This window comes from Burkholderia sp. F1 (assembly GCF_050813845.1).
In the GTDB taxonomy this organism is placed as follows: domain Bacteria; phylum Pseudomonadota; class Gammaproteobacteria; order Burkholderiales; family Burkholderiaceae; genus Burkholderia; species Burkholderia ubonensis.
Genome location: NZ_CP172421.1, coordinates 3,607,155 through 3,632,303 on the forward strand (window position 1 = coordinate 3,607,155; position 25,149 = coordinate 3,632,303).

Here is a 25,149-nt window from a genome sequence, read left to right on the forward strand (position 1 = left end):
CGACCGTCGCCGCCACGCGCGCGCACCGGCTCACTGGAGTGACGGACTCATGGATACGTCCAGCATCAACGCCCAGAGCATCTTCGACGACAACGCGGCCACGCTGAAGCTCAGCTGGCTGACGGGGCATGAAGGCTGGGAACGCGGCTTTTCCGCGGATACCGTCGCCAATGCGACGTCGAGCGCCGACCTCGTCGGCCACCTGAACCTGATCCACCCGAACCGGATCCAGGTGCTAGGCGAAGCCGAGATCGACTACTACCAGCGGCAGACCGACGAAGACCGCTCGCGCCACATGGCCGAACTGATCGCCCTCGAGCCGCCGTTCCTCGTCGTCGCCGGCGGCGCCGCGGCGCCGCCCGAACTGGTGCTGCGCTGCACGCGCTCGTCGACGCCGCTGTTCACGACGCCGATGTCCGCCGCCGCGGTGATCGACAGCCTGCGCCTCTACATGTCGCGCATCCTCGCGCCGCGCGCCACGCTGCACGGCGTGTTCCTCGACATCCTCGGGATGGGCGTGCTGCTGACGGGCGACTCGGGCCTCGGCAAGAGCGAACTCGGCCTCGAACTGATCAGCCGCGGTCACGGCCTCGTCGCCGACGACGCGGTCGACTTCGTGCGCCTCGGCCCCGATTTCGTCGAAGGGCGCTGCCCGCCGCTGCTGCAGAACCTGCTCGAAGTGCGCGGCCTCGGCCTGCTCGACATCAAGACGATCTTCGGTGAGACCGCCGTACGGCGGAAAATGAAGCTGAAGCTGATCGTGCAACTGGTGCGGCGCCCCGACGGCGAGTTCCAGCGCCTTCCGCTCGAAAGCCAGACGGTCGACGTGCTCGGCCTGCCGATCAGCAAGGTCACGATCCAGGTCGCGGCCGGCCGCAACCTCGCGGTGCTGGTCGAGGCGGCGGTCCGCAACACGATCCTGCAGTTGCGCGGCATCGACACGCTGCGCGATTTCATGGATCGGCAACGACTCGCGATGCAAGATCCCGATAGCCAGTTCCCCGGCAAGCTCGTGTAACCGGCACCGGTGCGGGCGCGCGGCGCGGGCGCGTCGTGCCGGTGCTATGATGAAACGTCAGGATTTTCTGCTTCCCATGCGCATAGTTCTCATCACCGGCATTTCCGGCTCCGGCAAGTCCGTCGCGCTGAACGCGCTGGAGGACGCGGGCTACTACTGCGTCGACAATCTGCCGCCGCACGTGCTGCCCGAGCTGGCCCGCTACCTGGCCGAGGAAGGCCAGGGGCGGCTCGCGGTCGCGATCGACGCACGCTCGAGCGCGTCGCTCGACGAAATGCCCGGTCTGATCCGCGCGCTGTCGCGCGAGCACGACGTGCGCGTGCTGTTCCTCAACGCGAGCACCCAGGCGCTGATCCAGCGTTTTTCCGAGACGCGCCGCCGCCATCCGCTGTCCGGCTCGCCGTCGCACGACGCCGACGTCGGCCTGCTGTCGTCGCTCGAGGAGGCGATCGAGCGCGAGCGCGACCTGGTCGCGCCGCTCGCCGAATTCGGCCATCAGATCGACACCAGCAACCTGCGCGCGAACGTGCTGCGCAGCTGGGTCAAGCGGTTCATCGAGCAGAAGAACGACGACCTGATGCTGATGTTCGAATCGTTCGGCTTCAAGCGCGGCGTGCCGCTCGACGCGGACCTGATGTTCGACGTGCGCGCGCTGCCGAATCCGTACTACGACCACGAGCTGCGCCCGCTCACCGGGCTCGACCAGCCGGTCATCGCGTTTCTCGACGCACTGCCGATCGTCCACCAGATGATCGACGACATCCATGCGTTTCTCATCAAATGGCTGCCGCACTTCCGCGAAGACAATCGCAGCTACCTGACCGTCGCCATCGGCTGCACGGGCGGGCAGCATCGCTCGGTCTTCATCGCGGAAACGCTCGCCACACGCCTCGCGGCCGAGGCGAACGTGATCGTGCGGCATCGTGACGCACCGGTGGATGTCGGCGCGTCGTCGCGGCTCGTGACCGCGGTCGCAAGACCCTAGCGACGCCGCTTCCCCATCAGCGCGCCATGTCCTCTCTCTCTACCACCCTGCTCGACCTGCCGCTGTTTCCGCTGCATACGGTGCTGTTTCCCGGAGGGCTGCTGCCGCTCAAGGTGTTCGAGGCGCGCTACCTCGACATGTCGCGTGCGTGTCTGCGCGACAACGCGCCGTTCGGCGTCTGCCTGCTGAAGAGCGGACCGGAAGTCGCGCAGGAAGGCGCGGTGTCGGTACCGGAAACGATCGGCTGCATGGCGCGCATCGTCGAATGCGACACCGGCGAATTCGGGATGCTGTTTCTGCAGGCGATCGGCACGCAGCGCTTCGAACTGCTGTCGCACCGCGTCGAGGCGAACGGGCTGCTCGTCGGCATCGCGGAGCCGCTGCCCGACGACATTCCGCTCGAAGGCGAGCAGGCGCTCGCGCAGTTCGGCGCGTGCGCGGAGGTGCTGGAGCGCATCATCGATGCGCTGAAGCAGAAGAACGAGCCGGACAAGCTGCCGTTCTGCGAGCCGTTCCGGCTCGACGATCCGAGCTGGGTGTCGAACCGTCTCGCCGAACTGCTGCCGCTCGATCTGCGCGCGCGGCAAAAGCTGATGGAGTTTCCCGACGTCGGCGCGCGCATCGACGCCGTGCATCATGTGCTGAACCGGCACGGCTGGCTCTGACCGCCCGCCGCACGCGTTCCGCGCGAGTTACAGCAGCGACCCGCTCAACGCGTCGAGCAGCTTGCGCACCGGCGCGGGCACGCCGTACGCGTCGAGTCCGCTCAGCGGCACCCATGCGGTTTGCGCGTCCTGCGCGACGACGGCGCTGTCGCCGCGCCCGCCCATTTCGCTCAGCCGCGGCTCGATCTCGAGCTTGAAATGCGTGAACGTGTGCGTCAGCGACGCGAGCGGCACCGGCCCGCCGCCGCCCAAGCCGCGCGCGCGGTCGGCAAGCGCGGCGTCGCCGTCGGCTTCCGGCAGGCTCCACAACCCGCCCCAGATGCCCGCCGGCGGCCGCCGCTCGAGCAGCACCGCGTCGCCGTCGCGCAGCACGAGCATCCAGGTCTTGCGCGTCGGCACCTTCTTCTTCGGACGCGCGGCCGGCAACTCGCGCTGCCGGCCGGTGGACTGCGCGACGCAATCGCCGGCGAACGGGCAGCGCGCGCAATCCGGCTTGCCGCGTACGCACAGTGTCGCGCCGAGATCCATCAGGCCCTGCGTATACGCGCTCACGTCAGCGGCATTCGCGGCATCGGGCAGCAGCGATTCGGCCAGCGCCCACATGTCGTTCTCGACGCGCTTCTCGCCCGGGAAGCCTTCGACGCCGAACACCCGCGCGAGCACGCGCTTCACGTTGCCGTCGAGAATCGTCGCGTGCGCGCCGAACGCGAACGACGCGATCGCCGCCGCGGTCGAGCGGCCGATGCCGGGCAGTTCGGCGAGCGCGTCCGGCGTCGCCGGGAACGCGCTGCCATGGTCGGCGGCCACCACCTGCGCGCAGCGGTGCAGGTTGCGCGCGCGCGAGTAGTAGCCGAGGCCCGCCCATAGCGCCATCACGTCGTCGGCCGGCGCGGCGGCGAGCGCGGCGACGTCCGGGAAGCGCTCGAGAAAGCGCAGGTAGTACGGCACGACGGTCGACACCTGGGTCTGCTGCAGCATGATTTCCGACAGCCAGATGCGATATGGGTCACGCGTGTTCTGCCACGGCAGGTCGTGGCGTCCGTGCGCGCGCTGCCACGCGATCAGGCGCGTGGCGAACGTGCGGTGCAGCGGCGTGACGGGAAACGGAGCGGGAGCGGTACGGGGCGGCTTCAAGATGAAAAAAAATGGCGAAAGGTTTCAACGCTGGCACGTCGGACAGAAATAGGTGGACCGCTGGCCCTGCACGATCTGCCGGATCGGCGTGCCGCACACGCGGCAAGGCAGGCCCGCGCGATCGTAGACGAAGCAGTCGAGCTGGAAGTAGCCGCTCTCGCCGTTGCTGCCGACGAAATCGCGCAACGTGCTGCCGCCGCGCTCGATCGCGTCGGCGAGCGTCGCGCGCACGGCATCGGCCAGCCGCTCGTAACGCGGCAGCGACACCTTCCCGGCGGCGGTGGTCGGCCGGATGCCGGCGCGGAACAGGCTCTCCGACGCATAGATGTTGCCGACGCCGACGACGATGTCGCCCGCGAGCAGCGCCTGCTTCACCGACACCGTGCGCCCGCGCGTGCGCGCATGGAGCAGCGCGCCGCTGAAGGCCGGCGAGAACGGTTCGACGCCGAGGCTCGCGAGCAGCGGGTGCGCGTGTACGTCGCCGGCCTCGCGCGGATGCCACAGCACGGCGCCGAAGCGGCGCGGATCGCGGTAGCGCAGCACGAATTCATCGAAGATCCAGTCGATGTGGTCGTGCTTCGCGGCGGCGGGCAGCGCGCCGGCGGTCGGCAGCACGCGCAGCGTGCCCGTCATGCCGAGATGCACGATGAACCAGCCGGCGTCGACCTCGAACAGCAGGTACTTGCCGCGCCGCTCGACGCCGAGCACCTCGCGCGCGCGCAACTGCTCCGCGAGCCCGGCCGGCACCGGCCAGCGCAGCATCTCGGTACGGACGTCGACGCGCTCGACGCGCCGCCCCGCGACAAAGGGTTCGATACCCCGGCGCGTCACTTCGACTTCTGGCAACTCTGGCATGTTCTGCGGGTCTCAAGCTGGTAGTCGTGATTGTGCGTGTATTGTAGCGAGCGCGTTACAATCGACCGAAACATCGAACGGATTTCCATGACCCTGCCCTTGAAGCTGCTTCAGAAGCGCCCCGCCGCCGACGCGCGCGGCTTGCGCGCCTTCCCGGTCCGCCGCGTGCTTGGCGCCGCGCTGATCGTCGCATGGACCTTCGCCGCCGTTCCGGCCCATGCGCAGATGCCGGCGCCGGACGACGACGAACCGCAGGGCGCGTTCGACCACGTGTTGCCGGACGAGAAAAAGAATCTCCCGAGCGTGCCGCTGACGAGCCAGATCGTCTACCAGGTGCTGGCCGCCGAAGTGGCGCTCCAGCGCAACCAGCCCGCGCCGGCCTTCCAGACCTATCTCGCGCTCGCGCGCGACACGCGCGACCCGCGCATGGCGCAGCGTGCGACCGAAATCGCGCTCGCCGCGCAGAGCCCCGCCGATGCGCTGTCCGCGGCGAACCTGTGGCGCGAGTACGCGCCGGATTCGAATCGCGCGTCACAGGTCGACGCCGCGCTGCTGGTGCTCGCCGGCAAGCCGGCCGACGCGCAGCCGATGCTCGCGCGCGAACTCGCGCGCGCGACCGGCGACACGCGCGGCCCCGCGATCCTCGCGCTGCAGGCGCTGCTCGCGCGCGGCGCCGACCGCGTCGGCGGCCTCGCGGTGCTGCGGGACATGCTGAAGAACGACATGAACCGCCCGGAAGCGCAACTCGCGATCGCCCGCCAGCAGCTCGCCATCGACGACAAGGACGGCGCCGCGCAATCGCTGAAACAGGCGCTGCAGATCCGGCCGGACTACCTGCCCGCGGCGCTGATGCTGTCGCAGATGGGCCCTGCGGAGCGCGCGGCCGGCATCGCGTCGTTCGAGAAGTATGTTCAGCAGAATCCGAAGTCGCGCGACGCGCGGCTCGCGCTGTCGCAGCTGTATCTCGCGGACGAACGCCTCGACGACGCGCAGAAGCAGTTCGAGACGATGCGCAAGCTCGACTCGAAGGATCCGACGCCGCTGATGGCGCTCGCGCTGATCAAGATCCAGCAGAAGAAGCTCGATGACGCGACGTCCTACCTGAAGCAGTACGTGCAGCTCGGCGGGAAGCAGCCGAACGCCGACGTCGGCCAGGGCTACATCTACCTCGCCCAGATCGCGATCGACCAGGGCAACGACGCGGCCGCGTCGCAATGGCTCGACAAGGTCGACCAGACGAGCCAGCACTACCTGCCCGCGCAGATCACGCGCGCGCAGCTGCTGCAGAAACAGGGCAAGACCGACGAAGCGCGCAAGGTGCTCGACAACCTGCCGGTCAACGATCCGCGCGACGCCGCCGTGATCGCGCGCACCGACGCGTCGATCCTGTTCACCGCGAAGCGCTACGGCGAAGCGGAGACGCGCCTGTCGCGAGCCGTCGACGATTTCCCGGACGATCCGGACCTGCGCTACGACTACGCGATGGCGGCCGAGAAGACCGGCCACTACACGACGATGGAAAAGCAGCTGCGCGAACTGATCCGTACGCAGCCCGACAACCCGCAGGCGTACAACGCGCTCGGCTATTCGCTCGCCGACCGCAACCAGCGCCTGCCGGAAGCCAGCAAGCTGATCGAGAAGGCCGTCGCGCTCGCGCCGAACGACGCGTACATCATGGACAGCCTCGGCTGGGTGAAATTCCGGATGGGCGACACCGCCGGCGCGACGAAGGTTCTGCGGCGCGCGTACGACCTGCAGCCGAACGCCGAAATCGGCGCGCATCTCGGCGAGGTGCTGTGGAAGAGCGGCGCGCAGGACGAGGCACGCACCGCGTGGCGCGCGGCGCAGAAGCTCGAACCGGACAACGACACGCTCGTGCAGACGCTCAAGCGCCTCCAGATCAACGGCCTCTGATGCGGATGGCCCGGATGTTTTCCCTGTCCTCACGCGCGGCGCGCGGCATCGCCGCGGCGGGCGCTGCGCTTGCGCTCGCCGGCTGCGCGAGCACGCCGCCGTCGGCGAGCGCGCCGGGCGGTGTGCTGCAGACCGCCGCGACGCACGCCTATCACGGCCGCTTCGCGGTGCAGTACAACGACCGCCTCGGCAGGCAGCAGAACGTGTACGGCAACTTCGACTGGCAGGAGCGCGGCGACGACGTATCGCTCGAACTGCGCAGCCCGCTCGGCCAGACGCTCGCGATCGTGAAGTCGTCGCCGAGCACGGCGTCGCTCGAGTTGCCGAACCGCCAGCCGCAGTTCGCAACGGACGTCGACCAGCTGATGCAGAACACGCTCGGCTTTTCGCTGCCGCTCGCCGGGCTGCGCTACTGGCTGCAGCCGACGCCCGCCCCCGCCTCGCCGGCCGCGACCGTGCGCGACGCCGAAGACGGCGCCCGCATCAAGCAGATCCGCCAGGACGGCTGGACGATCGATTACCTCTCGTACGCGGATGCGCCGGCCACCGGCGTCAAGCGCGTGAACCTCGTGCGCGCGACGCCGCCGCTCGACATCAAGCTCGTGCTCGACCAGTGAGCACGCGCGCCTAGCCTGACACGACACCAGCATGACCGACTCGACCCGCTCGCTGCGCAATTGCCTTGCGCCCGCGAAACTCAACCTGTTCCTGCACATCACCGGCCGCCGCCCGAACGGTTATCACGACCTGCAGAGCGTGTTCCAGCTGCTGAACTGGGGCGACACGCTGCACTTCACGCTGCGCGACGACGGCAAGGTCGCGCGCGCGACCGACGTGCCGGGCGTGCCCGAGGAAAGCGACCTCGTCGTGCGCGCCGCCAACCTGCTGAAGGCGCACACGGGCACGACGGCCGGCGTCGACATCGAGATCGACAAGCGCTTGCCGATGGGCGCGGGTCTCGGCGGCGGCAGCTCCGACGCGGCGACGACGCTGCTCGCGCTGAACCGTCTGTGGCAGCTGAATCTGCCGCGCGCGGAATTGCAATCGCTCGCGGTGAAACTCGGCGCGGACGTGCCGTTTTTTATTTTTGGAAAAAATGCGTTCGCAGAGGGTATCGGAGAAGAATTAGCTGAGGTACAATTGCCGACTCGCTGGTTCTTGGTTGTGACGCCAAGCGTTCATGTCCCGACCGCTGAAATATTTTCAGATGAGTTGTTGACAAGAGATTCAAAGCCAGTCACAATTACAGACTTTCTTGCACGACAAAGCAGCGACGCAGGATGGCCAGACAGTTTCGGTCGGAATGACATGCAGCAAGTTGTGACAAGTAAGTACGCGGAAGTTGCGCAGGTGGTCAAATGGTTGTATGATGTGACCCCCGCGAGGATGACCGGCTCCGGAGCAAGCGTGTTTGCAGTGTTTCGCAGCAAGCACGAGGCAGAAGCGGTGAAAGCCAAGCTGCCCGCCGGTTGGAACGGTGCAGTTGCCGAGAGCTTGAACGAGCATCCGCTCTTCGCTTTCGCGTCATGAAGTTTTACTTTGTCGGATGACCTACAGTCCGGTGAAGTTATCAGTTAAGTGTAGGGGAGTCGCCAAGTTGGTCAAGGCACCGGATTTTGATTCCGGCATGCGAGGGTTCGAGTCCTTCCTCCCCTGCCAAAAATTTTCCCGCATTTTCCCGCCCAAGCCCGAAGCAGGTGCATGATGAGCAGCCATGACGGCCTGATGGTTTTTACTGGCAACGCGAATCCCGCGCTTGCTCAGGAAGTCGTCAATATCCTTGGTATCCCCCTCGGCAAGGCAATGGTCAGCCGTTTCTCCGACGGCGAGATTCAGGTCGAGATCCAGGAAAACGTGCGCGGCAAGGACGTCTTTGTCCTGCAATCCACGTGCGCGCCGACCAACGACAACCTGATGGAACTGATGATCATGGTCGATGCGCTCAAGCGCGCATCCGCCGGCCGGATCACCGCAGCCATCCCCTACTTCGGCTACGCCCGCCAGGATCGCCGCCCGCGTTCGGCGCGCGTCGCAATCTCGGCGAAGATCGTCGCAAACATGCTGGAAATCGCCGGCGTCGAGCGGATCATCACGATGGATCTGCACGCCGACCAGATTCAGGGCTTCTTCGACATTCCGGTCGACAACATCTACGCGACGCCGATCCTGCTGGGTGACCTGCGCAAGCAGAACTACTCGGATCTGCTCGTCGTGTCGCCGGACGTCGGCGGCGTGGTCCGCGCCCGTGCGCTCGCGAAGCAGCTCAACTGCGATCTCGCGATCATCGACAAGCGTCGCCCGAAGGCGAACGTCGCCGAAGTGATGAACATCATCGGTGAAGTCGAAGGCCGCACCTGCGTGATCATGGACGACATGGTCGACACCGCCGGCACGCTCTGCAAGGCCGCGCAAGTACTGAAGGATCGCGGCGCGAAGCAGGTGTTCGCGTATGCGACGCACCCGGTGCTGTCGGGTGGCGCCGCCGAGCGCATCGCCGCATCGGCGCTCGACGAGCTGGTCGTCACCGACACGATCCCGCTGTCCGCAGAATCGCTGGCCTGCTCGAAGATCCGCTCGCTGACGAGCGCGAGCCTTCTGGCCGAGACGTTCTCGCGGATCCGCCGCGGCGATTCGGTGATGTCGCTGTTCGCGGAATCCTGATCGGGATACCGACAAGCAAAGCATGCGCAGAAAGCGAAGCGGCAGCGCTTCGCTTTTTGCACAATCGGCCGGGACGTACGAAACCCGGCCGTTTCATCAGGGGCTGCCGTTATGACGGCCCGTCTTACTGCCTGGTCGCGGGCAGCACATGGAGAATCACATGAAAGTCGTCGCTTTCGAGCGCCAACAGCAAGGTACGGGTGCGAGCCGCCGCCTGCGCAACGCTGGTAAGACCACGGGTATCGTCTACGGTGGCGAAGCAGCCCCGCAAATGATCGAACTCGATCACAACGCCCTGTGGCACGCGCTGAAGAAGGAAGCCTTCCACTCGTCGATCCTCGACCTCGAAGTGGCCGGCGCATCGCAGCAAGTCCTGCTGCGTGACGTTCAGTATCACCCGTTCAAGCAACTCGTGCTGCACGTGGACTTCCAGCGCGTCGACGCGAAGAAGAAGCTGCACACGAAGGTGCCGGTTCACTTCGTGAACGCCGAAACGAGCCCGGCCGTGAAGCTGGCAAGCGCGATCATCGCGCACGTCGTGACGGAAATCGAAGTCGAGTGCCTGCCGGCCGACCTGCCGGAATTCGTCGAAATCGACCTGTCGAAGATCGAAGCGGGCCAGTCGCTGCACGCAAAGGACATCGTGCTGCCGAAGGGCGTCGCGCTGACCTCGCACGTCGACGCTGAAAACCCGGTCGTCGCGTCGGCAGCTCTGCCGGCTGGCGCCGTGTCGGACGCGGCTGAAGGCGAAACGCCGGCTGCCTAAGCGCCCTTTCGATCCGTTTTCCGAAACGGTCGACGCAACCCGCCGCGGCTTGCCCGGCGGGTTTTTCTTTTTTGCGCCCAGGCGGCTTGCCGCCGCCATCGAAACGTCATGATCAAACTGATCGTCGGCCTCGGCAATCCCGGGGCGGAATACACCGCGACGCGCCACAACGCCGGCTTCTGGCTGATCGACCAGCTGGCCCGCGAAGCGGGCGCCACGCTGCGCGACGAGCGCCGCTTCCACGGCTTCTACGCGAAGGCCCGCCTGCACGGCGAGGAGGTGCATCTGCTCGAGCCGCAGACGTACATGAACCGCTCCGGCCAGTCGGTCGTCGCGCTCGCGCAATTCTTCAAGATCCTGCCCGACCAGATTCTCGTCGCGCACGACGAGCTCGACCTGCCGCCCGGCACCGTCAAGCTGAAGCGCGGCGGCGGCAGCGGCGGCCACAACGGCCTGAAGGACATTTCCGCGCACCTGTCGTCGCAGCAGTACTGGCGGCTGCGGATCGGCATCGGCCACCCGCGCGACCTGATCCCCGAAAGCGCGCGCGCCGGCGCGAAGCCGGACGTCGCGAATTTCGTGCTGAAGCCGCCGCGCCGCGAGGAGCAGGACGTGATCGACGCGTCGATCGAGCGTGCGCTCGCCGTGATGCCGATGGTCGTCAAGGGCGAGCTCGACCGCGCGACGATGCTGCTGCATCGCAACGGCTGAACGCACCGCTTGCCGCGCATGAGGTAATCTCGTCGTTTTACCCGTCAGGAGCCAAGCGGTGAGCCGTTACTGGAGCGACGTCGTTCAGCAACTCGTGCCCTACGTGCCGGGCGAACAGCCCGCACTCGCGCATCCGGTCAAGCTGAACACCAATGAGAATCCCTATCCGCCTTCGCCGCGCGTCGTCGCGGCGATCGCGCACGAACTCGGCGAGACCGGCGACACGCTGCGCCGCTATCCCGATCCGCTCGCGCGCCAGCTGCGCGAGACGGTCGCCGCCCGTCACCGCATCGCGCCGGACCAGGTGTTCGTCGGCAACGGCTCCGACGAAGTGCTCGCGCACACGTTCCAGGCGCTGCTCAAGCACGACCGGCCGCTGCGCTTCCCCGACATCACGTACAGCTTCTATCCGACCTATGCGCGGCTGTACGGCGTGCCATACGCGACACTGCCGCTCGCCGACGATTTCTCGATCCGCGTCGACGACTACCTCGACGACGCGGGCTGCGTGCTGTTCCCGAACCCGAACGCGCCGACGGGCCGCGCACTGCCGCTCGCGGACATCGAGCGGATCGCCGCCGCGAACCCGTCGTCGGCAGTCGTCATCGACGAGGCGTATGTGGATTTCGGCGCGCAGTCGGCAATCTCGCTGATCGACCGCTATCCGAACCTGCTGGTCGTCCATACGACGTCGAAGGCCCGCTCGCTCGCAGGGATGCGGGTCGGCTTCGCGTTCGGCGATGCCGGCCTGATCGACGCGCTCAACCGCGTGAAGGACAGCTTCAACTCGTACCCGCTCGACCGCCTCGCGCAGGTCGCGGCGCGCGCCGCCTACGAGGACGACGCGTACTTCGACGCGACGTGCCGGCGCGTGATCGACAGCCGCACACGGCTCACGCAGGCGCTGGAAGCAATGGGATTCGACGTCGTGCCGTCGGCCGCGAATTTCGTGTTCGCGCGCCATCCGGCGCACGACGCGGCCACGCTGGCGACACGGCTCAAGGAACGGGAGATTTTCGTGCGGCACTTCAAGCTGCCGCGGATCGACCAGCATCTGCGCATCACCGTCGGCACCGATGCCGAGTGCGACGCGCTCGTCGCGGCGCTGCGCGACCTGCTGGGCTGAAAACGGCGCGGGCGGCACGCGCCGCCCGGCCCTTCATTGCGTCACTGCTGCGCGTCGTCGCCCTTCGCGGCGATCAGCGCGTGGTACTTCTCCATCAACTGCGCGTGCGTTTCCGCATGCTGCGGATCGCGCGGGATGCATTCGACCGGACACACCTGCTGGCACTGCGGCTCGTCGAAATGGCCGACGCACTCGGTGCACTTGCCTGGGTCGATCACGTAGATTTCCGGGCCCATCGAAATCGCGCCGTTCGGGCACTCAGGCTCGCACACGTCGCAATTGATGCACTCGTCGGTAATCATCAAAGCCATACTGATCTCACTTGCTCAGGCCAGCGGCCGGCTTCGGGGAGAAACCGGCCGGCGCCGAATCACTCGGCCGGGCCCTGGCCCATTGCGGCCACTTTTTCCGTCAGCCACTTCTCGACCGACGGGAACACGAACTTGCTGACATCTCCACCCAACTGGGCGATTTCGCGCACGATCGTCCCGGAAATGAACTGGTACTGATCGGACGGCGTCATGAACATCGTCTCGACGTCCGGCAGCAGATAGCGGTTCATCCCCGCCATCTGGAATTCGTATTCGAAATCGGACACCGCACGCAGGCCGCGCACGATCACCCGCGCGTTGTTGGTGCGGACGAAATCCTTCAGCAGGCCGGTGAAGCCCATCACCTTCACGTTCGGGTAATGGCCGAGCACCTCGTTCGCAATCTCCAGACGTTCCTCCAGCGAGAAGAACGGCTTTTTCGCGCGGCTGTCGGCGACGCCGACAACCAGCGTATCAAAAATGCTCGACGCGCGCCGCACGAGATCTTCGTGGCCACGCGTCAGCGGATCGAACGTACCCGGATACACGGCGACTACCATGTCGCTCCTCCTGTCATCACGCAAATGGGGGTGCAGCCGTGCGACGCGCACGCCACTGCCGAGATGGGCAAACGTCGCCGTTCCGGCTCGCCGCCTCGCTTGGAACGCGCATTATTCATCATTTTCGCGTCGCAGCAAATGATAGTGCACCGCCCCCGCCTTGCCATGCTTCGCAATCTCCCAGCCGGCGAGCGCGTCGTGCGCGGCGGGGTCGAGTTCCGCGCCCGTCTCGACGTACAGCACGCCGCCCGGCGCCACCAGCGGCGCGGTGAGCGCGATCGCGCGCGCGAGCACGGCGGCGTCGCCGAACGGCGGATCGAGGAACACGACGTCGAACGCGCCCGGCGCAAGGCCGGCCGCGAGCCGCAGCGCATCGGCCTCCGCGACCTCGACCGTGCGCGCGCCGAGCTTGTCCCGGATCGCGCGCAGCTGCTGCGCCGCGCGCGGATGGCGCTCGACCATCACGACGCTCGCCGCGCCGCGCGATGCGGCCTCGAAGCCGAGCGCGCCGGTGCCGGCGAACAGGTCGAGGCAGCGCTGCCCGTCGAGGTCCTGGCCGAGCCAGTTGAACAGCGTCTCGCGGACGCGGTCGGGCGTCGGGCGCAGGCCGTCGAGATCCAGCACCGCGAGCGGCGTGCGTTTCCAGTCGCCGCCGATGATGCGGATCGTATGCGGCTTGCCGCGGCTGGTGGGGGCCGCCGAGCGGCCGGAGGATGAACGGGACATACGGGAGGAATATCGAACGGAGGACCGGGCGCGCGCAGGGCGCGCCGCCAAACAGGCGCACGTTACCACAGCGGCGGCGCGCGCTGGCGCGAGCACCGCGCTGCGCCTGATAAAATGCGACGTTTCGGCTGTCGCGCGCGGCAGCCCGCACGCAGTCCGCGCCTTCAGCGGCGACGGACCGCCCTCTTCCCGACGCCAGACCATGTTCAGTTTCTTCAAACGATTCAAGAAAACGCAGGAGCCGACGCCCGCGGAAGCGCCGTCGGCCGCCGAGCCGCAGGCGGACGCGCAGCCCGCCGATGCACCCGCGCCGCAGCCGGCGCCGGCCCCGCGCGAATCCGCGCCCCCGACCAGCGGCGCGGCGCCGCAACCGGCCGCGCCCGCTGTCGTGATGACGGTCACCCCGGCCGACGGCGGCCGCGGCGAGGTCGTCGAGACGGTCGAGATCGTCCCGCCGCCCGTGGCGGAGCCCAACGCGAAGAAATCGTGGCTCGCGCGCCTGAAGTCCGGGCTCGCGAAGACCAGCTCGAGCATCACCGGCGTGTTCGTCAGCACGAAGATCGACGAGGACCTGTACGAGGAGCTCGAGACCGCGCTGCTGATGTCCGACGCGGGCGTCGACGCGACCGAATACCTGCTCGACGCGCTGCGCGAGAAAGTGCGCACGAACCGGCTCACCGATCCGCAGCAGGTCAAGACCGCGCTGCACGACCTGCTCGTCGACCTGCTGAAGCCGCTCGAGAAATCGCTGATGCTCGGCCGCGCGCAGCCGCTCGTGATGATGATCGCGGGCGTCAACGGCGCCGGCAAGACGACCAGCATCGGCAAGCTCGCCAAGCACCTGCAGAGCTTCGACCAGTCGGTGCTGCTGGCCGCGGGCGACACGTTCCGCGCGGCCGCCCGCGAACAGCTGACGATCTGGGGCGAGCGCAACAACGTGACGGTCGTGCAGCAGGAAAGCGGCGATCCGGCCGCAGTGATCTTCGACGCGGTCAGCGCCGCGCGCGCGCGCGGCATCGACGTGATGATGGCCGACACCGCCGGCCGCCTGCCGACGCAGCTGCACCTGATGGAAGAGCTGAAGAAGGTGAAGCGCGTGATCTCGAAGGCGCACGACGGCGCGCCGCACGAAGTGCTGCTCGTGATCGACGCGAACACGGGCCAGAACGCGCTCACGCAGGTGAAGGCGTTCGACGACGCGCTCGGCCTGACCGGCCTCATCGTCACGAAGCTCGACGGCACCGCGAAGGGCGGCATCCTCGCCGCGATCGCGCGGCAGCGCCCGGTGCCCGTCTACTTCATCGGCGTCGGCGAGAAGGTCGAGGACCTGCAGCCGTTCAGCGCAGTGGAATTCGCCGACGCGCTGCTCGGCTGAACGCCGCGCACCGTCCCGTACAAAGGGCGCCCTCGGGCGCTCTTTTTCATGCGGCCGGCATTACCTCACTCGGCGTCGGGCTGCGCGCCGGGCGCAGCCGCCTTGAACGCGTCGAGCGTCATCGCATGATCGTGGATCCGCTGGATCGTCGGGAAGCGCGACGTGTCGATCGCGAAGCGATTCGCGTTGAACACCTGCGGCACGACGCAGATGTCGGCGAGCGTCGGCGTGTCGCCGAAGCACAGCTTGCCGGTGCGCGGATCGTTCGCGAGGCGCGCTTCCAGCGTCTCGAACCCAGCCTCGATCCAGTGGCGGTACCAGTCGTTCTTCGCCTCTTCCGGCACCTGGAGCATGTGCTTCAGGTACTTCAGCACGCGCAGGTTGTTGAGCGGGTGGATCTCGCACGCGATCTGCAGCGCGATCGACCGCACGTACGCGCGGTCGATCGGCTCTTTCGGCAGCAGCGGCGGCTCGGGGTGGGTCTCGTCCAGGTACTCGACGATCGCGAGCGACTGCTGCAGCGCCGCGTCGCCGTCGACGAGCGTCGGCACCAGCGAATCCGGGCTCAGCGTGCGATATTCGTCCTTCAGTTGCTGGCCGCCGTCGCGCAGCAGGTGCACCGGCATGTAGTCGAACGGCAGCTGCTTCAGGTGCAGCGCGATCCGCACGCGATACGACGCGGAACTGCGGAAATAGCTGTAAAGCTTCATCGGATGTCTCTCGTTGTCATGATCGGCCGGCGAACGCGCAGGCCGGAAACCGGCGTGCGCGGCACGGGCAGCACGCAGCGGGCCGGCCGCCAGGGGCCGACGCACGCGGCGCCGGATGCATCAGTGTAGCGCGCGGCGCCGCGCCCCCGCGCTTGCCGGATCCGCGCACATGCGATACTGGGAAGGTTCCTCACATCAGATGCGCGGCCCCGACGCCGGCCGCCCCACCCCGCTTCGATGACCGCTTCCCACGATCCCGCCGCACGCCCGGCCGAGCCGTTCCACAGCGCCCGCTTCATCAAGGAAATCGGGCGCGGCCCGCATGGTGCGCGCGCACTGTCCGCCGAAGACACCTTCGAGCTGTATCGGGCGATGCTGGACGCGCGCGTGTCGGACCTCGAACTCGGCGCGATCCTGATCGCGTATCGCCTGAAGGGCGAGACCGCCGACGAGCTGGCCGCGATGCTGGCCGCCGCGCACGCGTCGTTCGAGCCCGTGCACGCGCGCGACGGCGCGTTCCGCGCGGTGTCGATCCCGAGCTACAACGGCGCACGCAAGCAGCCGAACCTCGTGCCGCTGCTCGCGCTCCTGCTCGCGCGCGAAGGCGTGCCGGTGCTCGTGCACGGCGTCACGCGCGACCCGGGCCGCGTGACGAGCGCCGAGATCTTCGATGCGCTGTCGATCGCGCCGTCGGCGTCGCACGACGGAATCGAGGACATGCTCGCCGAACGCCGCGTCGCGTTCGCGCCGATCGACACGCTCGCGCCGCAGCTCGCGCGCCTGCTGGCGATGCGCAGCGTGCTCGGCGTGCGCAACTCGACGCATACGCTCGTGAAGATCCTGCAGCCGTTCGCGCCCGCCGGCCTGCGGCTCGTCAACTACACGCATCCGCCGTACCGCGACAGTCTCGCGCAGCTGTTCCGCGACCATCCGGACGCGGCGCTGGGCGGCGCGTTGCTCGCACGCGGCACCGAAGGCGAGGCGGTCGCCGACACGCGGCGCCAGGTGCAGGTCGACTGGCTGCATGACGGCGTCTGCGACACGCTGATCGAAGCGGAGCGCTCGTCGGCCGACGCGCCGCCCGTCGCGCTGCCGGAATCGCGCGACGCAGCCACGACCGCGGCCTGGACGGACGCCGTGCTGCGCGGCGAGATGCCGGTGCCTGATACGGTCGCGCGGCAGGTTGACACGATCGTGCGGATCGCGCGCATCGGCGCGTGAGTCCGTGCCTGCGCCTCGGCGCGCGGCTTCGTGCCGGCGCGCCGGGCGCGTGGCGCCACCGCCGCCCCCGAATACGTCCGTTCTGTAACGCCCCGTGAAACGGCCCATTTGACAGGCGCAGGCGACTTCGCATAGAGTTGTCCTCATGCGTTCCTTTCCGAACACCCTCCGAATTACCTCCGGCCGCCTAGCGCGGCCGCTATCGCTACGACTAGCCTAAGGCTGTCGTAGCGCCGTGTGCTGTCCGCACGGTCCCTCCCAGCAGTTCCTCGCAGTACCCCTCTCGCAGTTTTTACAACCGAAGTCGTCAGCTTTCGTCCGTCTATCCGTCGGCCGATTCGCGAAGATCATCCGCATCCGCAGCGCGTTTTGGCGCCACGGTGCGAGGCCGCGTCAACCGACGTTCATGCTGCCCGTCTTCGCTCGCGACTTGAGACCCGAGGTCCCGAAGATGAAGCGCAACCCGCAAGAAAAGTACCGACCGTTCGAACCCGTCCGCATCAACGGGCGCAAGTGGCCGACCCGCACGATCGAGCGCGCGCCGGTCTGGATGAGCACCGATCTGCGCGACGGCAACCAGTCGCTGATCGAGCCGATGAGCATCGAGCAGAAGCTCGAGTTCTTCGAGATGCTCGTCGCGATCGGCTTCAAGGAGATCGAAGTCGGTTTTCCGTCGGCGTCGCAAACCGACTTCGATTTCGTGCGCAGGCTGATCGACGAGAAGCGCATTCCCGACGACGTGACGATCGAAGTGCTCGTGCAATCGCGCGAAGACCTGATCGCCCGCACGTTCGATGCGCTCGAAGGCGTGCCGCGCGCGATCGTGCACCTGTACAACGCGATCTGCCCGTCGTTCCGCCGCATCGTGTTCGGGATGTCGAAGGATGACGTGAAGGCGCTCGCGGTCGAGGGAACGCGTGTCATCAAGGCATACGCGGCGGCGCGCCCGGACACGCACTGGACCTACCAGTACTCGCCCGAGACCTTCAGCATGACCGAGCTGTCGTTCGCGCGCGAAGTGTGCGACGCAGTCGCGCAGACCTGGCGGCCGACCCGCGACCACAAGATGATCGTCAACCTGCCGGCGACCGTCGAAGCCGCGACGCCGAACGTGTTCGCCGACCAGATCGAATGGATGGACCGCAACCTCGGCTATCGCGACAGCATCGTGCTGTCCGTGCATCCGCACAACGATCGCGGCACCGCCGTCGCCGCCGCCGAGCTCGCGCTGCTCGCGGGCGCCGACCGCATCGAAGGCTGCCTGTTCGGCAACGGCGAGCGCACCGGCAACGTCGATCTCGTCACGCTCGCGCTGAACCTCTACACGCAGGGCATCGATCCGGGCCTCGACTTTTCCGACATTGACGCGGTGCGCCGCGTCGTCGAGCGCTGCAACCAGATTCCCGTGCATCCGCGCCACCCGTATGCGGGCGACCTCGTGTTCACCGCGTTCTCCGGCTCGCACCAGGACGCGATCCGCAAGGGCTTCGCGCGGCAGCAGCCCGACGCGATCTGGGAGGTGCCGTACCTGCCGATCGATCCGGCCGACCTCGGCCGCAGCTACGACGCGGTGATCCGCGTGAACAGCCAGTCCGGCAAGGGCGGCGCGACGTTCCTGCTCGAGCGCGGAATGGGCTTCACGCCGCCGCGCCGCGTGCAGATCGAGTTCAGCCACGCGGTGCAGACGCTCGCCGACGCATCCGGCGAGGAAGTGACCGGCGACGCGATCTGCGCGCTGTTCGCACGCGAATTCTTCGACACCGACGGCCCGGCCGCGCGCAACGGCGGCAGCGCACGCTGGCAGAACCGCGACGTCGCCGGCGCAAGTGCAGCCGGCGCAACGCCCGAAGAGGCGGCGCGGTGCGCAGCGGCGGCCTTCGCGGCCGCTGCGGGCGTCGCGGTCGACGTCGCGTCGTGCGAACACGCGCGCACGGTCGACGGACACATCGCGGTATCGGTCGGCTGCCGGGTCGGCGACGCGCCGCCGCGGCACGGCGTCGGCGTGCACGCCGATGCGGCGAGCGCCGCGCTCGACGCGGTCGTCAGCGCGATCAACCGCTCGGCGTGGCACTGCGCCGACCGTCGTGCGGCGGCTTGACTGCTTGAATCAGGGTTCGGATCAGGGTTTGAAGAAGACCAGCGAGCGGTGCGAGACCGCCCGCGCAGCGTGCGATCCACGCTGCGCGGGCCGGCGAGAAGCGGCCCATGAGGCTGCTTCGCACGGGACACGAAACGGAGCGCCACGCGCGTTCATGTGTCGGTCGCACACCGCGTCGCCTGCCACGCGAGCAGGCGCCAGCGCCCCTGCTCCTGCGTCTGCACCGCGGTGTACGCAATCGGAAACACGAGGCCGCCGTTGTTCGTTTCCATCTCGATCAGCGCGCGCCCGGTGACGAGGCAGGTATCGTCGCCCACGGGCAGCACGTCCTGCGACTGGATTTCGATCTGGCGATAGCGGCGGCGACCGGCGGCGATGGCGTCGATGAACTGCTGCTTGGTTTCCCGTTTGCCGTTGGTGTGCACGTAGAACACCTTGTCCGACAGCAGCGCGTCGAGCACTTCGCCGTCGGCGTCCACCATCGCCCGGAACCGATCGCGCTCGAGCGCGCGGATCGCATCGACCACCTTCGCCATCGCCTGACTCCTCGGCAACGCGCACGCCGTGCGCAGGCGTGCGAATCAGAAGTTGTACTGCAGATAGAACTGGTGGAAATTTATACCAGGATTCGGCTCTTTGATACCCGCGTTAGACACATGTTGAAAGCGGTAGCCGACCTGGTATTGTTGCCGCTGCCCGAACTGCAGGCCGACGCCCGCCATTTCGGTGAACTGGAACGCGGTCGACATCGAGAGATCCGTTGCAATCGTCGGATGAGACAGCACGCGGATGCCCGCGCCGCCTTCGACGTACGGCCGGACCTCGCCCGCTCCCTTGATGAAGCGGAACACCGGCGTCGCGCCGACCTCCCAGATGCTCGTGTGAATGTTGCCGTTCGTATGCCAGTAGCCGACGTTGCCCTCCATCACGAACGTGAAGTGCCAGCCGCCGATTTCCCACCAGGTCCAGCCCGGATCCCAGACCACGCCGAGATTGCCCTTGTCGATACTGTGGCGATCGGAGAACCCGCCGCCCGCCTGGATCCCCCAGCGATCCGCCAGCGCTGCCCCTGAACCGCCCAGCAGCGACGCCGCCAGGACCACGTGCAACGCAAGCCGGCTCCGCCGCCGACCGTTCTTATTGTTCATCTGACACTCCAACTTTGTGGGTTGAACGGAGCCAGCCGCCAGACGACTGGACTCGAGCGAACAGAATGGTATGGTAAAGGACTTTTCGGATCGGCATCATAAAGCGAAATGGTTTGCTGCCGAAACTACAAAAATCGGAATCGTCTACTGATTCTCATGAAAAACAACGGGTTACGGAACTTGCGAACATTCGAGCGGTCACGCCTAATGCTATCGATATCGCCGGATCGATAGAAATCCGGGAACTCCAAAGCCCGCACCCTCTCTAAGGAATTAGCACTCAGTTGGCGGGAGTGCTAAGATTGACCGCGGAATCATCCGAGACCGGGGTTCATCCCTGATTCCAAAGGAGTTTTCTTAAGTGAGCAACGCACTGACCCTTCCGAACACCCTGAGCCCGGCGTCCGCTAAGGCCGAATCGGCAGGCTCGCTGGCGCTCGCAACCCATTCGATGTTGCCGGGCCAGCTGGGCAACATCGACGCCTATATCCAGGCAGTCAATCGTATCCCGTTGCTGACGGCCGAGGAAGAACGCCAGTACGCCACCGAGTTCCGCGAGCAGAACAACCTCGATGCGGCCCGCCGCCTCGTGCTGTCGCACCTGCGGCTCGTCGTGTCGATCGCGCGCAACTATCTCGGCTACGGCCTGCCGCACGGCGACCTGATCCAGGAGGGCAACATCGGCCTGATGAAGGCCGTGAAGCGCTTCGATCCGGCGCAGAACGTGCGCCTCGTGTCCTATGCGATCCACTGGATCAAGGCCGAGATCCACGAATACATCCTGCGCAACTGGCGCATGGTGAAGGTCGCGACGACGAAGGCGCAGCGCAAGCTGTTCTTCAACCTGCGCAGCCACAAGAAGGGCATGCAGGCGATGACGCCCGAGGAAATCGACGGCCTCGCGCAGGAACTCAACGTCAAGCGCGAGGAAGTCACCGAGATGGAGACCCGCCTGTCCGGCGGCGACATCGCGCTCGAGGGGCAGGTCGAGGACGGCGAGGAAAGCTACGCGCCGATCGCGTATCTCGCCGATTCGCACAACGAGCCGACCGCCGTGCTCGCCGCGCGTCAGCGCGACATGCTGCAGACGGACGGCATCGCGCAGGCGCTCGACGCGCTCGACGCGCGCAGCCGCCGCATCATCGAGGCGCGCTGGCTGCACGTCGACGACGACGGCTCGGGCGGCTCGACGCTGCACGATCTGGCCGCCGAATTCGGCGTGTCGGCGGAGCGCATCCGCCAGATCGAAGCGAGCGCGATGAAGAAAATGCGCACGGCCCTCGCCGCCTATGCGTAAATCCCGCTGATTCAAAACGCTTCATCAAAAACCGCTGCCCGCCCGGCAGCGGTTTTTTTTCGCCCATAAATTGACCAATTCAATCGGGTATTCACCAAAACGCCGCCTGTTCCGCTGATGCTTGATCTGGCTCAAGTTTCGACGATCCCTTCGCGACGGTCCGCCGCAGTGCGGCACTCCGCACGTCGCGAGCGTCCTCTTAAAATTGATGCGTCAGGCGCAATAGGATTAAAAACTGCTTAACGGCCGTCATCAATCCGACGTAGAGTCGCCCCAAACCTGCTTAAAACCGATTCAGGATAATGGCCTTGATCTCGATCGATAAAAAGCCCGCGCCCACGACCGGCGCGACCGGCTGGCGCGGTCGCCTCGCCGCGTGGGCCCGCGGCCCGACCCTCGCCCGCGACATCACCATCGTGCTGCTTGTCAAGCTGGCACTGCTGATGGCGCTCAAATACGCATTTTTCAATCACCCGCAGGCCAAGCACATGTCGTTGCCGCCTGCCGCCGTCGCCGAGAAGCTGCTCTCGGTGCCGGCCACCGCCTCTACCGAGGGAGACCACCATGATAAGTAGCGAAGTCGTCGATCTGTCGCGTCTGCAGTTCGGCATCACAGCGCTCTACCACTTCCTGTTCGTTCCGCTGACCCTCGGCCTGTCCTGGCTGCTCGTCGTCATGGAAGCCGTCTACGTGATGACCGGCAAGCAGGTGTACAAGGACATGACCCAGTTCTGGGGCAAGCTGTTCGGCATCAATTTCGCGATGGGCGTGACGACCGGCATCACGCTCGAATTCCAGTTCGGCACGAACTGGTCGTACTACTCGCACTACGTCGGTGACATCTTCGGCGTGCCGCTCGCGGTCGAAGGCCTGATGGCGTTCTTCCTCGAATCGACATTCGTCGGCCTGTTCTTCTTCGGCTGGAACCGCCTGTCGAAGGTCAAGCACCTGATGGTGACGTTCCTCGTCGCGCTCGGCTCGAACCTGTCCGCGCTGTGGATCCTCGTCGCGAACGGCTGGATGAACAACCCGGTCGGCGCCGAGTTCAACTACCAGACGATGCGGATGGAAATGACGAACCTGTTCGACGTGGTGTTCAACCCGGTCGCGCAGGTGAAGTTCGTGCACACCGTGTCGGCCGGCTACGTGTCGGCGGCGATGTTCGTGCTCGGCGTGTCGTCGTGGTATCTGCTGAAGAAGCGCGACACCGATTTCGCGCTGCGCTCGTTCGCGGTCGCGGCCGGCTTCGGCCTCGCGTCGACGCTCTGCGTGATCGTGCTCGGCGACGAATCCGGCTATACGACCGGCGAAGTGCAGAAGATGAAGCTCGCCGCGATCGAATCCGAATGGGAGACCGCACCGGCGCCGGCGGCATTCACGCTGATCGGGCTGCCCAACCAGAAGGAAGAACGCACCGACTACGCAATCAAGATCCCGTATGCGCTCGGCCTGATCGTGACGCGCTCGATCGACGAGCCGGTGATCGGCCTGCGTGATCTCGCGAAGCGCAGCGAAGAGCACATCCAGAGCGGGATGATCGCGTACGGCGCGCTGCAGAAGATCAAGGAAGGCGACACCAGCGCCGCGACCCACGAGCTGTTCGACAAGCACAAGGAATATCTCGGCTACGGGCTGATGCTCAAGCAGTTCACGCCGAAGGTCACCGACGCGACGCCGGAGCAGATCAAGGCCGCCGCGAAGAAGACCATCCCGCCTGTCGCGCCGGTGTTCTTCTCGTTCCGGATCATGGTGTTCCTCGGCTTCCTGTTCCTTGCGACGTTCGTCGCCGCGTTCTGGTTCTGCGCGCGCCGCGAGCTGCTGCAGGACAACCGCCGCTGGTTCCTGCGCTATGCGGTGTGGGCGATCCCGCTGCCGTGGATCGCGATCGAATTCGGCTGGGTCGTCGCCGAACTGGGCCGCCAGCCGTGGACGATCGCGGGCATCCTGCCGACGCACCTGTCTGCGTCGAGCCTGACGCCGACCGACCTGTACCTGAGCCTGGCCGGCTTCATCCTGTTCTACACGGTGCTCTTCATCATCGAGATCACGCTGATGTTCAAGTACGCGCGCCTCGGCCCGTCGTCGCTGCATACCGGCCGCTATCACCACGAGCTGGCGGCCGCCACCGAGCGCGCCCCGGCCTGAGCCCGGCCCAGATACCGAACAAGGAATCGCTATGGACTACGCAACTCTCAAGCTGATCTGGTGGCTGCTCGTCGGCGTGCTGCTGATCGGCTTCGCCGTCACCGACGGCTTCGACATGGGCGCGACCGCGCTGCTGCCGTTCCTCGGCAAGACCGACGAGGAGCGCCGCATCATCGTCAACACGGTCGGCGCGACCTGGGAAGGCAACCAGGTGTGGCTCATCACCGCCGGCGGCGCGATGTTCGCCGCGTGGCCGCTCGTCTATGCGGCATCGTTCTCCGGCTTCTACTTCGCGATGCTGCTCGTGCTGTTCGCGCTGTTCTTCCGGCCGGTCGGCTTCGACTACCGCAGCAAGCGGCCGGACCCGCGCTGGCGCGCGGGCTGGGACTGGGGCCTCTTCGTCGGCGGCTTCGTGCCGGCGCTGGTGTTCGGCGTCGCGTTCGGCAACCTGCTGCAGGGCGTGCCGTTCCAGTTCGACACCGACCTGCGCGTCAGCTACCACGGCAGCTTCTGGGCGCTCTTGAACCCGTTCGCGCTGCTCTGCGGCCTCGTCAGCCTGACGATGCTGGTCGCGCACGGCGCCGCGTTCATCAAGATGAAGACGGACGGCGTGATCGCGCGCCGCGCGTCGGTCGCGCTGCGCGTGTCGGCGTTCCTCGCCGTCGTGCTGTTCGTGCTCGCGGGCGTGCTGATCGCGTCGTATGTCGGCGGCTATCACATCACGCACGCGGCGCCCACCGACACGGTCGCGAACCCGCTGCTGAAGGACGTCGCCGCGGGCTCGGGCCTGTGGCTCGCGAACTACGGCGAGTATCCGTGGATGGTCGCGGCGCCGGTCGTCGGCATCGCCGGCGGCGTGCTCGCGCTGCTGCTCGCGGGCTCGCGCCTCGAGAAGACCGCGTTCTTCTGCACGGGCCTGATGATCGTCGGCGTGATCCTGACCGCGGGCTTCTCGATGTTCCCGTTCATCATGCCGTCGTCGCTCGACCCGAAGAGCAGCCTGACCGTGTGGGACTCGACGTCGAGCCACATGACGCTGCAGGTGATGCTGTTCGCCGTGATCGTGTTCCTGCCGCTCATCCTGCTCTACACGAGCTGGGTCTACCGCGTGATGCGCGGCAAGGTCACGCGCGAGGCGCTCGAGGAAAACAAGCACTCGATGTATTGAACCCGGCGGGGCGCGCACGCGCCCTTGCCCCACGTTTCGCAAGGAGTCGGATCATGTGGTACTTCAGCTGGATTCTCGGTATCGGCGTCGCGCTCGCGTTCGGCATCGTCAACGCAATGTGGCTCGAAGCGCAGCCGAAGCGCTTCGCGCCGGCCGGCGCGAAAACCGACCGGGCCTAGCGCCGCGGCGGCAGCCGCCGCGCACGCCCGGACGACATGCGCCGGGCGCGCCGGACGGATCGTCCGTCCCGCAGCAGCCAACCTCGCCTCGTGCGAGGTTTTTTTTCGCCTGCGGCCCGCTGCCTCGCGCCGCCCCATCTCGAAATTCAATGCCATTCTGGAACCAAATTAATACCACTTGAATACCACCCAAAGGTTTCATATGATCTTTCACGCGGCCGTCCACAGGCCGCGTCCACTTGGGTGGAGGAGACATGAAAGATCACCGCTTGGGCCCCTGCGGCGCCACGCCGAGCCGTGAGCGTCCGAAGTCCGGCCGCGCCGCCGCGCCCGTCGACGCGCGCCGCTCATGAAAGCGCACGGCCGGCGCGCGTGC

The 25,149-nt window shown here is 66.8% G+C and carries 26 protein-coding genes and 1 tRNA gene; 19 read left to right on the forward strand and 8 right to left on the reverse strand.

The features are described from left to right. Positions 1-49: 49 nt before the first annotated feature. The 3 genes from hprK (at position 50) to ACFIMZ_RS17015 (ending at position 2,668) form a co-directional block, all read left to right on the forward strand. Positions 50-1,018: an HPr(Ser) kinase/phosphatase gene (gene hprK / locus ACFIMZ_RS17005; RefSeq protein WP_010090664.1), complete on the forward strand. Its 969-nt coding sequence runs from the start codon at positions 50-52 to the stop codon at positions 1,016-1,018. A 76-nt stretch (positions 1,019-1,094) separates the two neighbouring features. Then, on the forward strand, positions 1,095-2,003 hold the full coding sequence (gene rapZ / locus ACFIMZ_RS17010) for an RNase adapter RapZ (protein ID WP_431820528.1): 909 nt from the start codon (positions 1,095-1,097) through the stop codon (positions 2,001-2,003). 26 nt (positions 2,004-2,029) lie between these two features. Continuing rightward, the gene (locus ACFIMZ_RS17015) at positions 2,030-2,668 is read left to right on the forward strand and encodes an LON peptidase substrate-binding domain-containing protein (protein ID WP_076480349.1); all 639 of its coding nucleotides are present in this window, start codon (positions 2,030-2,032) and stop codon (positions 2,666-2,668) included. Between the two features lie 27 nt (positions 2,669-2,695). On the opposite strand, the gene mutY is transcribed toward ACFIMZ_RS17015, so the two are convergent. Next, positions 2,696-3,802 (reverse strand): A/G-specific adenine glycosylase, encoded by a 1,107-nt coding sequence (gene mutY, locus ACFIMZ_RS17020; RefSeq protein WP_431820529.1) that lies wholly within the window; start codon positions 3,800-3,802, stop codon positions 2,696-2,698. A gap of 24 nt (positions 3,803-3,826) precedes the next feature. Then, complete coding sequence (mutM, locus tag ACFIMZ_RS17025; RefSeq protein ID WP_431820530.1) at positions 3,827-4,657, reverse strand: bifunctional DNA-formamidopyrimidine glycosylase/DNA-(apurinic or apyrimidinic site) lyase; 831 nt, start codon at positions 4,655-4,657, stop codon at positions 3,827-3,829. An 87-nt stretch (positions 4,658-4,744) separates the two neighbouring features. Between mutM and ACFIMZ_RS17030 the strand changes: the two genes are divergently transcribed. The 8 genes from ACFIMZ_RS17030 to hisC all read left to right on the forward strand — a co-directional run bounded on the left by ACFIMZ_RS17030 (position 4,745) and on the right by hisC (position 11,835). Next, complete coding sequence (locus tag ACFIMZ_RS17030; RefSeq protein ID WP_431820531.1) at positions 4,745-6,571, forward strand: tetratricopeptide repeat protein; 1,827 nt, start codon at positions 4,745-4,747, stop codon at positions 6,569-6,571. Next, complete coding sequence (lolB, locus tag ACFIMZ_RS17035; RefSeq protein WP_431820532.1) at positions 6,571-7,188, forward strand: lipoprotein insertase outer membrane protein LolB; 618 nt, start codon at positions 6,571-6,573, stop codon at positions 7,186-7,188. The genes ACFIMZ_RS17030 and lolB overlap by 1 nt, the downstream gene beginning before the upstream one ends. A 31-nt stretch (positions 7,189-7,219) precedes the next feature. Beyond that, positions 7,220-8,101 carry a 4-(cytidine 5'-diphospho)-2-C-methyl-D-erythritol kinase gene (gene ispE, locus ACFIMZ_RS17040; RefSeq protein WP_431820533.1) on the forward strand — a complete coding sequence of 294 codons (882 nt, stop codon included), beginning with the start codon at positions 7,220-7,222 and terminating at the stop codon, positions 8,099-8,101. A gap of 52 nt (positions 8,102-8,153) precedes the next feature. Further along, positions 8,154-8,230 (forward strand) — tRNA-Gln (locus ACFIMZ_RS17045). Positions 8,231-8,275: 45 nt separating this feature from the next. Beyond that, positions 8,276-9,232, forward strand: a complete 957-nt coding sequence (locus ACFIMZ_RS17050) for a ribose-phosphate pyrophosphokinase (RefSeq protein ID WP_084906715.1) — start codon at positions 8,276-8,278, stop codon at positions 9,230-9,232. Positions 9,233-9,392: 160 nt separating this feature from the next. After that, positions 9,393-9,998, forward strand: coding sequence for a 50S ribosomal protein L25/general stress protein Ctc (locus ACFIMZ_RS17055; protein ID WP_431820534.1), 606 nt, complete (start codon positions 9,393-9,395; stop codon positions 9,996-9,998). Positions 9,999-10,106: 108 nt separating this feature from the next. Beyond that, positions 10,107-10,709: an aminoacyl-tRNA hydrolase gene (gene pth, locus ACFIMZ_RS17060; protein WP_042586348.1), complete on the forward strand. Its 603-nt coding sequence runs from the start codon at positions 10,107-10,109 to the stop codon at positions 10,707-10,709. A gap of 58 nt (positions 10,710-10,767) precedes the next feature. Then, positions 10,768-11,835, forward strand: a complete 1,068-nt coding sequence (hisC, locus tag ACFIMZ_RS17065; RefSeq protein ID WP_431820535.1) for a histidinol-phosphate transaminase — start codon at positions 10,768-10,770, stop codon at positions 11,833-11,835. Positions 11,836-11,876: 41 nt separating this feature from the next. On the opposite strand, the gene ACFIMZ_RS17070 is transcribed toward hisC, so the two are convergent. From ACFIMZ_RS17070 to rsmD, 3 genes are all read right to left on the reverse strand, one after another. Then, positions 11,877-12,146, reverse strand: a complete 270-nt coding sequence (locus tag ACFIMZ_RS17070; RefSeq protein WP_010090650.1) for a YfhL family 4Fe-4S dicluster ferredoxin — start codon at positions 12,144-12,146, stop codon at positions 11,877-11,879. Between the two features lie 59 nt (positions 12,147-12,205). Further along, positions 12,206-12,706, reverse strand: a complete 501-nt coding sequence (coaD, locus tag ACFIMZ_RS17075; protein ID WP_431820536.1) for a pantetheine-phosphate adenylyltransferase — start codon at positions 12,704-12,706, stop codon at positions 12,206-12,208. Between the two features lie 111 nt (positions 12,707-12,817). Further along, positions 12,818-13,432: a 16S rRNA (guanine(966)-N(2))-methyltransferase RsmD gene (gene rsmD / locus ACFIMZ_RS17080; RefSeq protein WP_431820537.1), complete on the reverse strand. Its 615-nt coding sequence runs from the start codon at positions 13,430-13,432 to the stop codon at positions 12,818-12,820. 202 nt (positions 13,433-13,634) lie between these two features. Between rsmD and ftsY the strand changes: the two genes are divergently transcribed. Then, positions 13,635-14,807 (forward strand): signal recognition particle-docking protein FtsY, encoded by a 1,173-nt coding sequence (gene ftsY, locus ACFIMZ_RS17085; RefSeq protein WP_431820538.1) that lies wholly within the window; start codon positions 13,635-13,637, stop codon positions 14,805-14,807. Between the two features lie 65 nt (positions 14,808-14,872). On the opposite strand, the gene maiA is transcribed toward ftsY, so the two are convergent. Further along, positions 14,873-15,517 carry a maleylacetoacetate isomerase gene (gene maiA, locus ACFIMZ_RS17090; protein WP_431820539.1) on the reverse strand — a complete coding sequence of 215 codons (645 nt, stop codon included), beginning with the start codon at positions 15,515-15,517 and terminating at the stop codon, positions 14,873-14,875. Positions 15,518-15,754: 237 nt separating this feature from the next. Here maiA and ybiB point away from each other — a divergent pair, with 237 nt between their 5' ends. Together ybiB and leuA are read left to right on the forward strand one after the other, a co-directional pair. After that, a complete protein-coding gene (gene ybiB / locus ACFIMZ_RS17095; RefSeq protein ID WP_431820540.1) occupies positions 15,755-16,738 on the forward strand; it encodes a DNA-binding protein YbiB in 984 nt (327 codons plus the stop codon). 451 nt (positions 16,739-17,189) lie between these two features. Further along, complete coding sequence (gene leuA, locus ACFIMZ_RS17100; protein WP_431820541.1) at positions 17,190-18,836, forward strand: 2-isopropylmalate synthase; 1,647 nt, start codon at positions 17,190-17,192, stop codon at positions 18,834-18,836. Positions 18,837-18,988: 152 nt separating this feature from the next. On the opposite strand, the gene ACFIMZ_RS17105 is transcribed toward leuA, so the two are convergent. Beyond that, entirely contained in the window at positions 18,989-19,372 is a 384-nt protein-coding gene (locus ACFIMZ_RS17105) for a nuclear transport factor 2 family protein (RefSeq protein ID WP_431820542.1), read from the reverse strand. A gap of 45 nt (positions 19,373-19,417) precedes the next feature. Continuing rightward, the gene (locus ACFIMZ_RS17110; RefSeq protein ID WP_431820543.1) at positions 19,418-19,984 is read right to left on the reverse strand and encodes an acyloxyacyl hydrolase; all 567 of its coding nucleotides are present in this window, start codon (positions 19,982-19,984) and stop codon (positions 19,418-19,420) included. Between the two features lie 361 nt (positions 19,985-20,345). On the opposite strand from ACFIMZ_RS17110, the gene rpoH reads away from it, so the two are divergent. The 5 genes from rpoH (at position 20,346) to cydX (ending at position 24,773) form a co-directional block, all read left to right on the forward strand. Continuing rightward, entirely contained in the window at positions 20,346-21,281 is a 936-nt protein-coding gene (rpoH, locus tag ACFIMZ_RS17115) for an RNA polymerase sigma factor RpoH (RefSeq protein WP_059758635.1), read from the forward strand. A 302-nt stretch (positions 21,282-21,583) separates the two neighbouring features. Beyond that, the gene (gene cydP, locus ACFIMZ_RS17120; protein WP_431820544.1) at positions 21,584-21,856 is read left to right on the forward strand and encodes a cytochrome oxidase putative small subunit CydP; all 273 of its coding nucleotides are present in this window, start codon (positions 21,584-21,586) and stop codon (positions 21,854-21,856) included. Continuing rightward, entirely contained in the window at positions 21,846-23,426 is a 1,581-nt protein-coding gene (locus ACFIMZ_RS17125) for a cytochrome ubiquinol oxidase subunit I (protein ID WP_431820545.1), read from the forward strand. Before cydP ends, ACFIMZ_RS17125 begins: the two co-directional genes overlap by 11 nt. Positions 23,427-23,457: 31 nt before the next feature. Next, positions 23,458-24,594, forward strand: a complete 1,137-nt coding sequence (gene cydB / locus ACFIMZ_RS17130) for a cytochrome d ubiquinol oxidase subunit II (RefSeq protein WP_431820546.1) — start codon at positions 23,458-23,460, stop codon at positions 24,592-24,594. Positions 24,595-24,647: 53 nt separating this feature from the next. Then, the gene (gene cydX / locus ACFIMZ_RS17135) at positions 24,648-24,773 is read left to right on the forward strand and encodes a cytochrome bd-I oxidase subunit CydX (RefSeq protein WP_431820547.1); all 126 of its coding nucleotides are present in this window, start codon (positions 24,648-24,650) and stop codon (positions 24,771-24,773) included. Positions 24,774-25,149 lie beyond the last annotated feature (376 nt).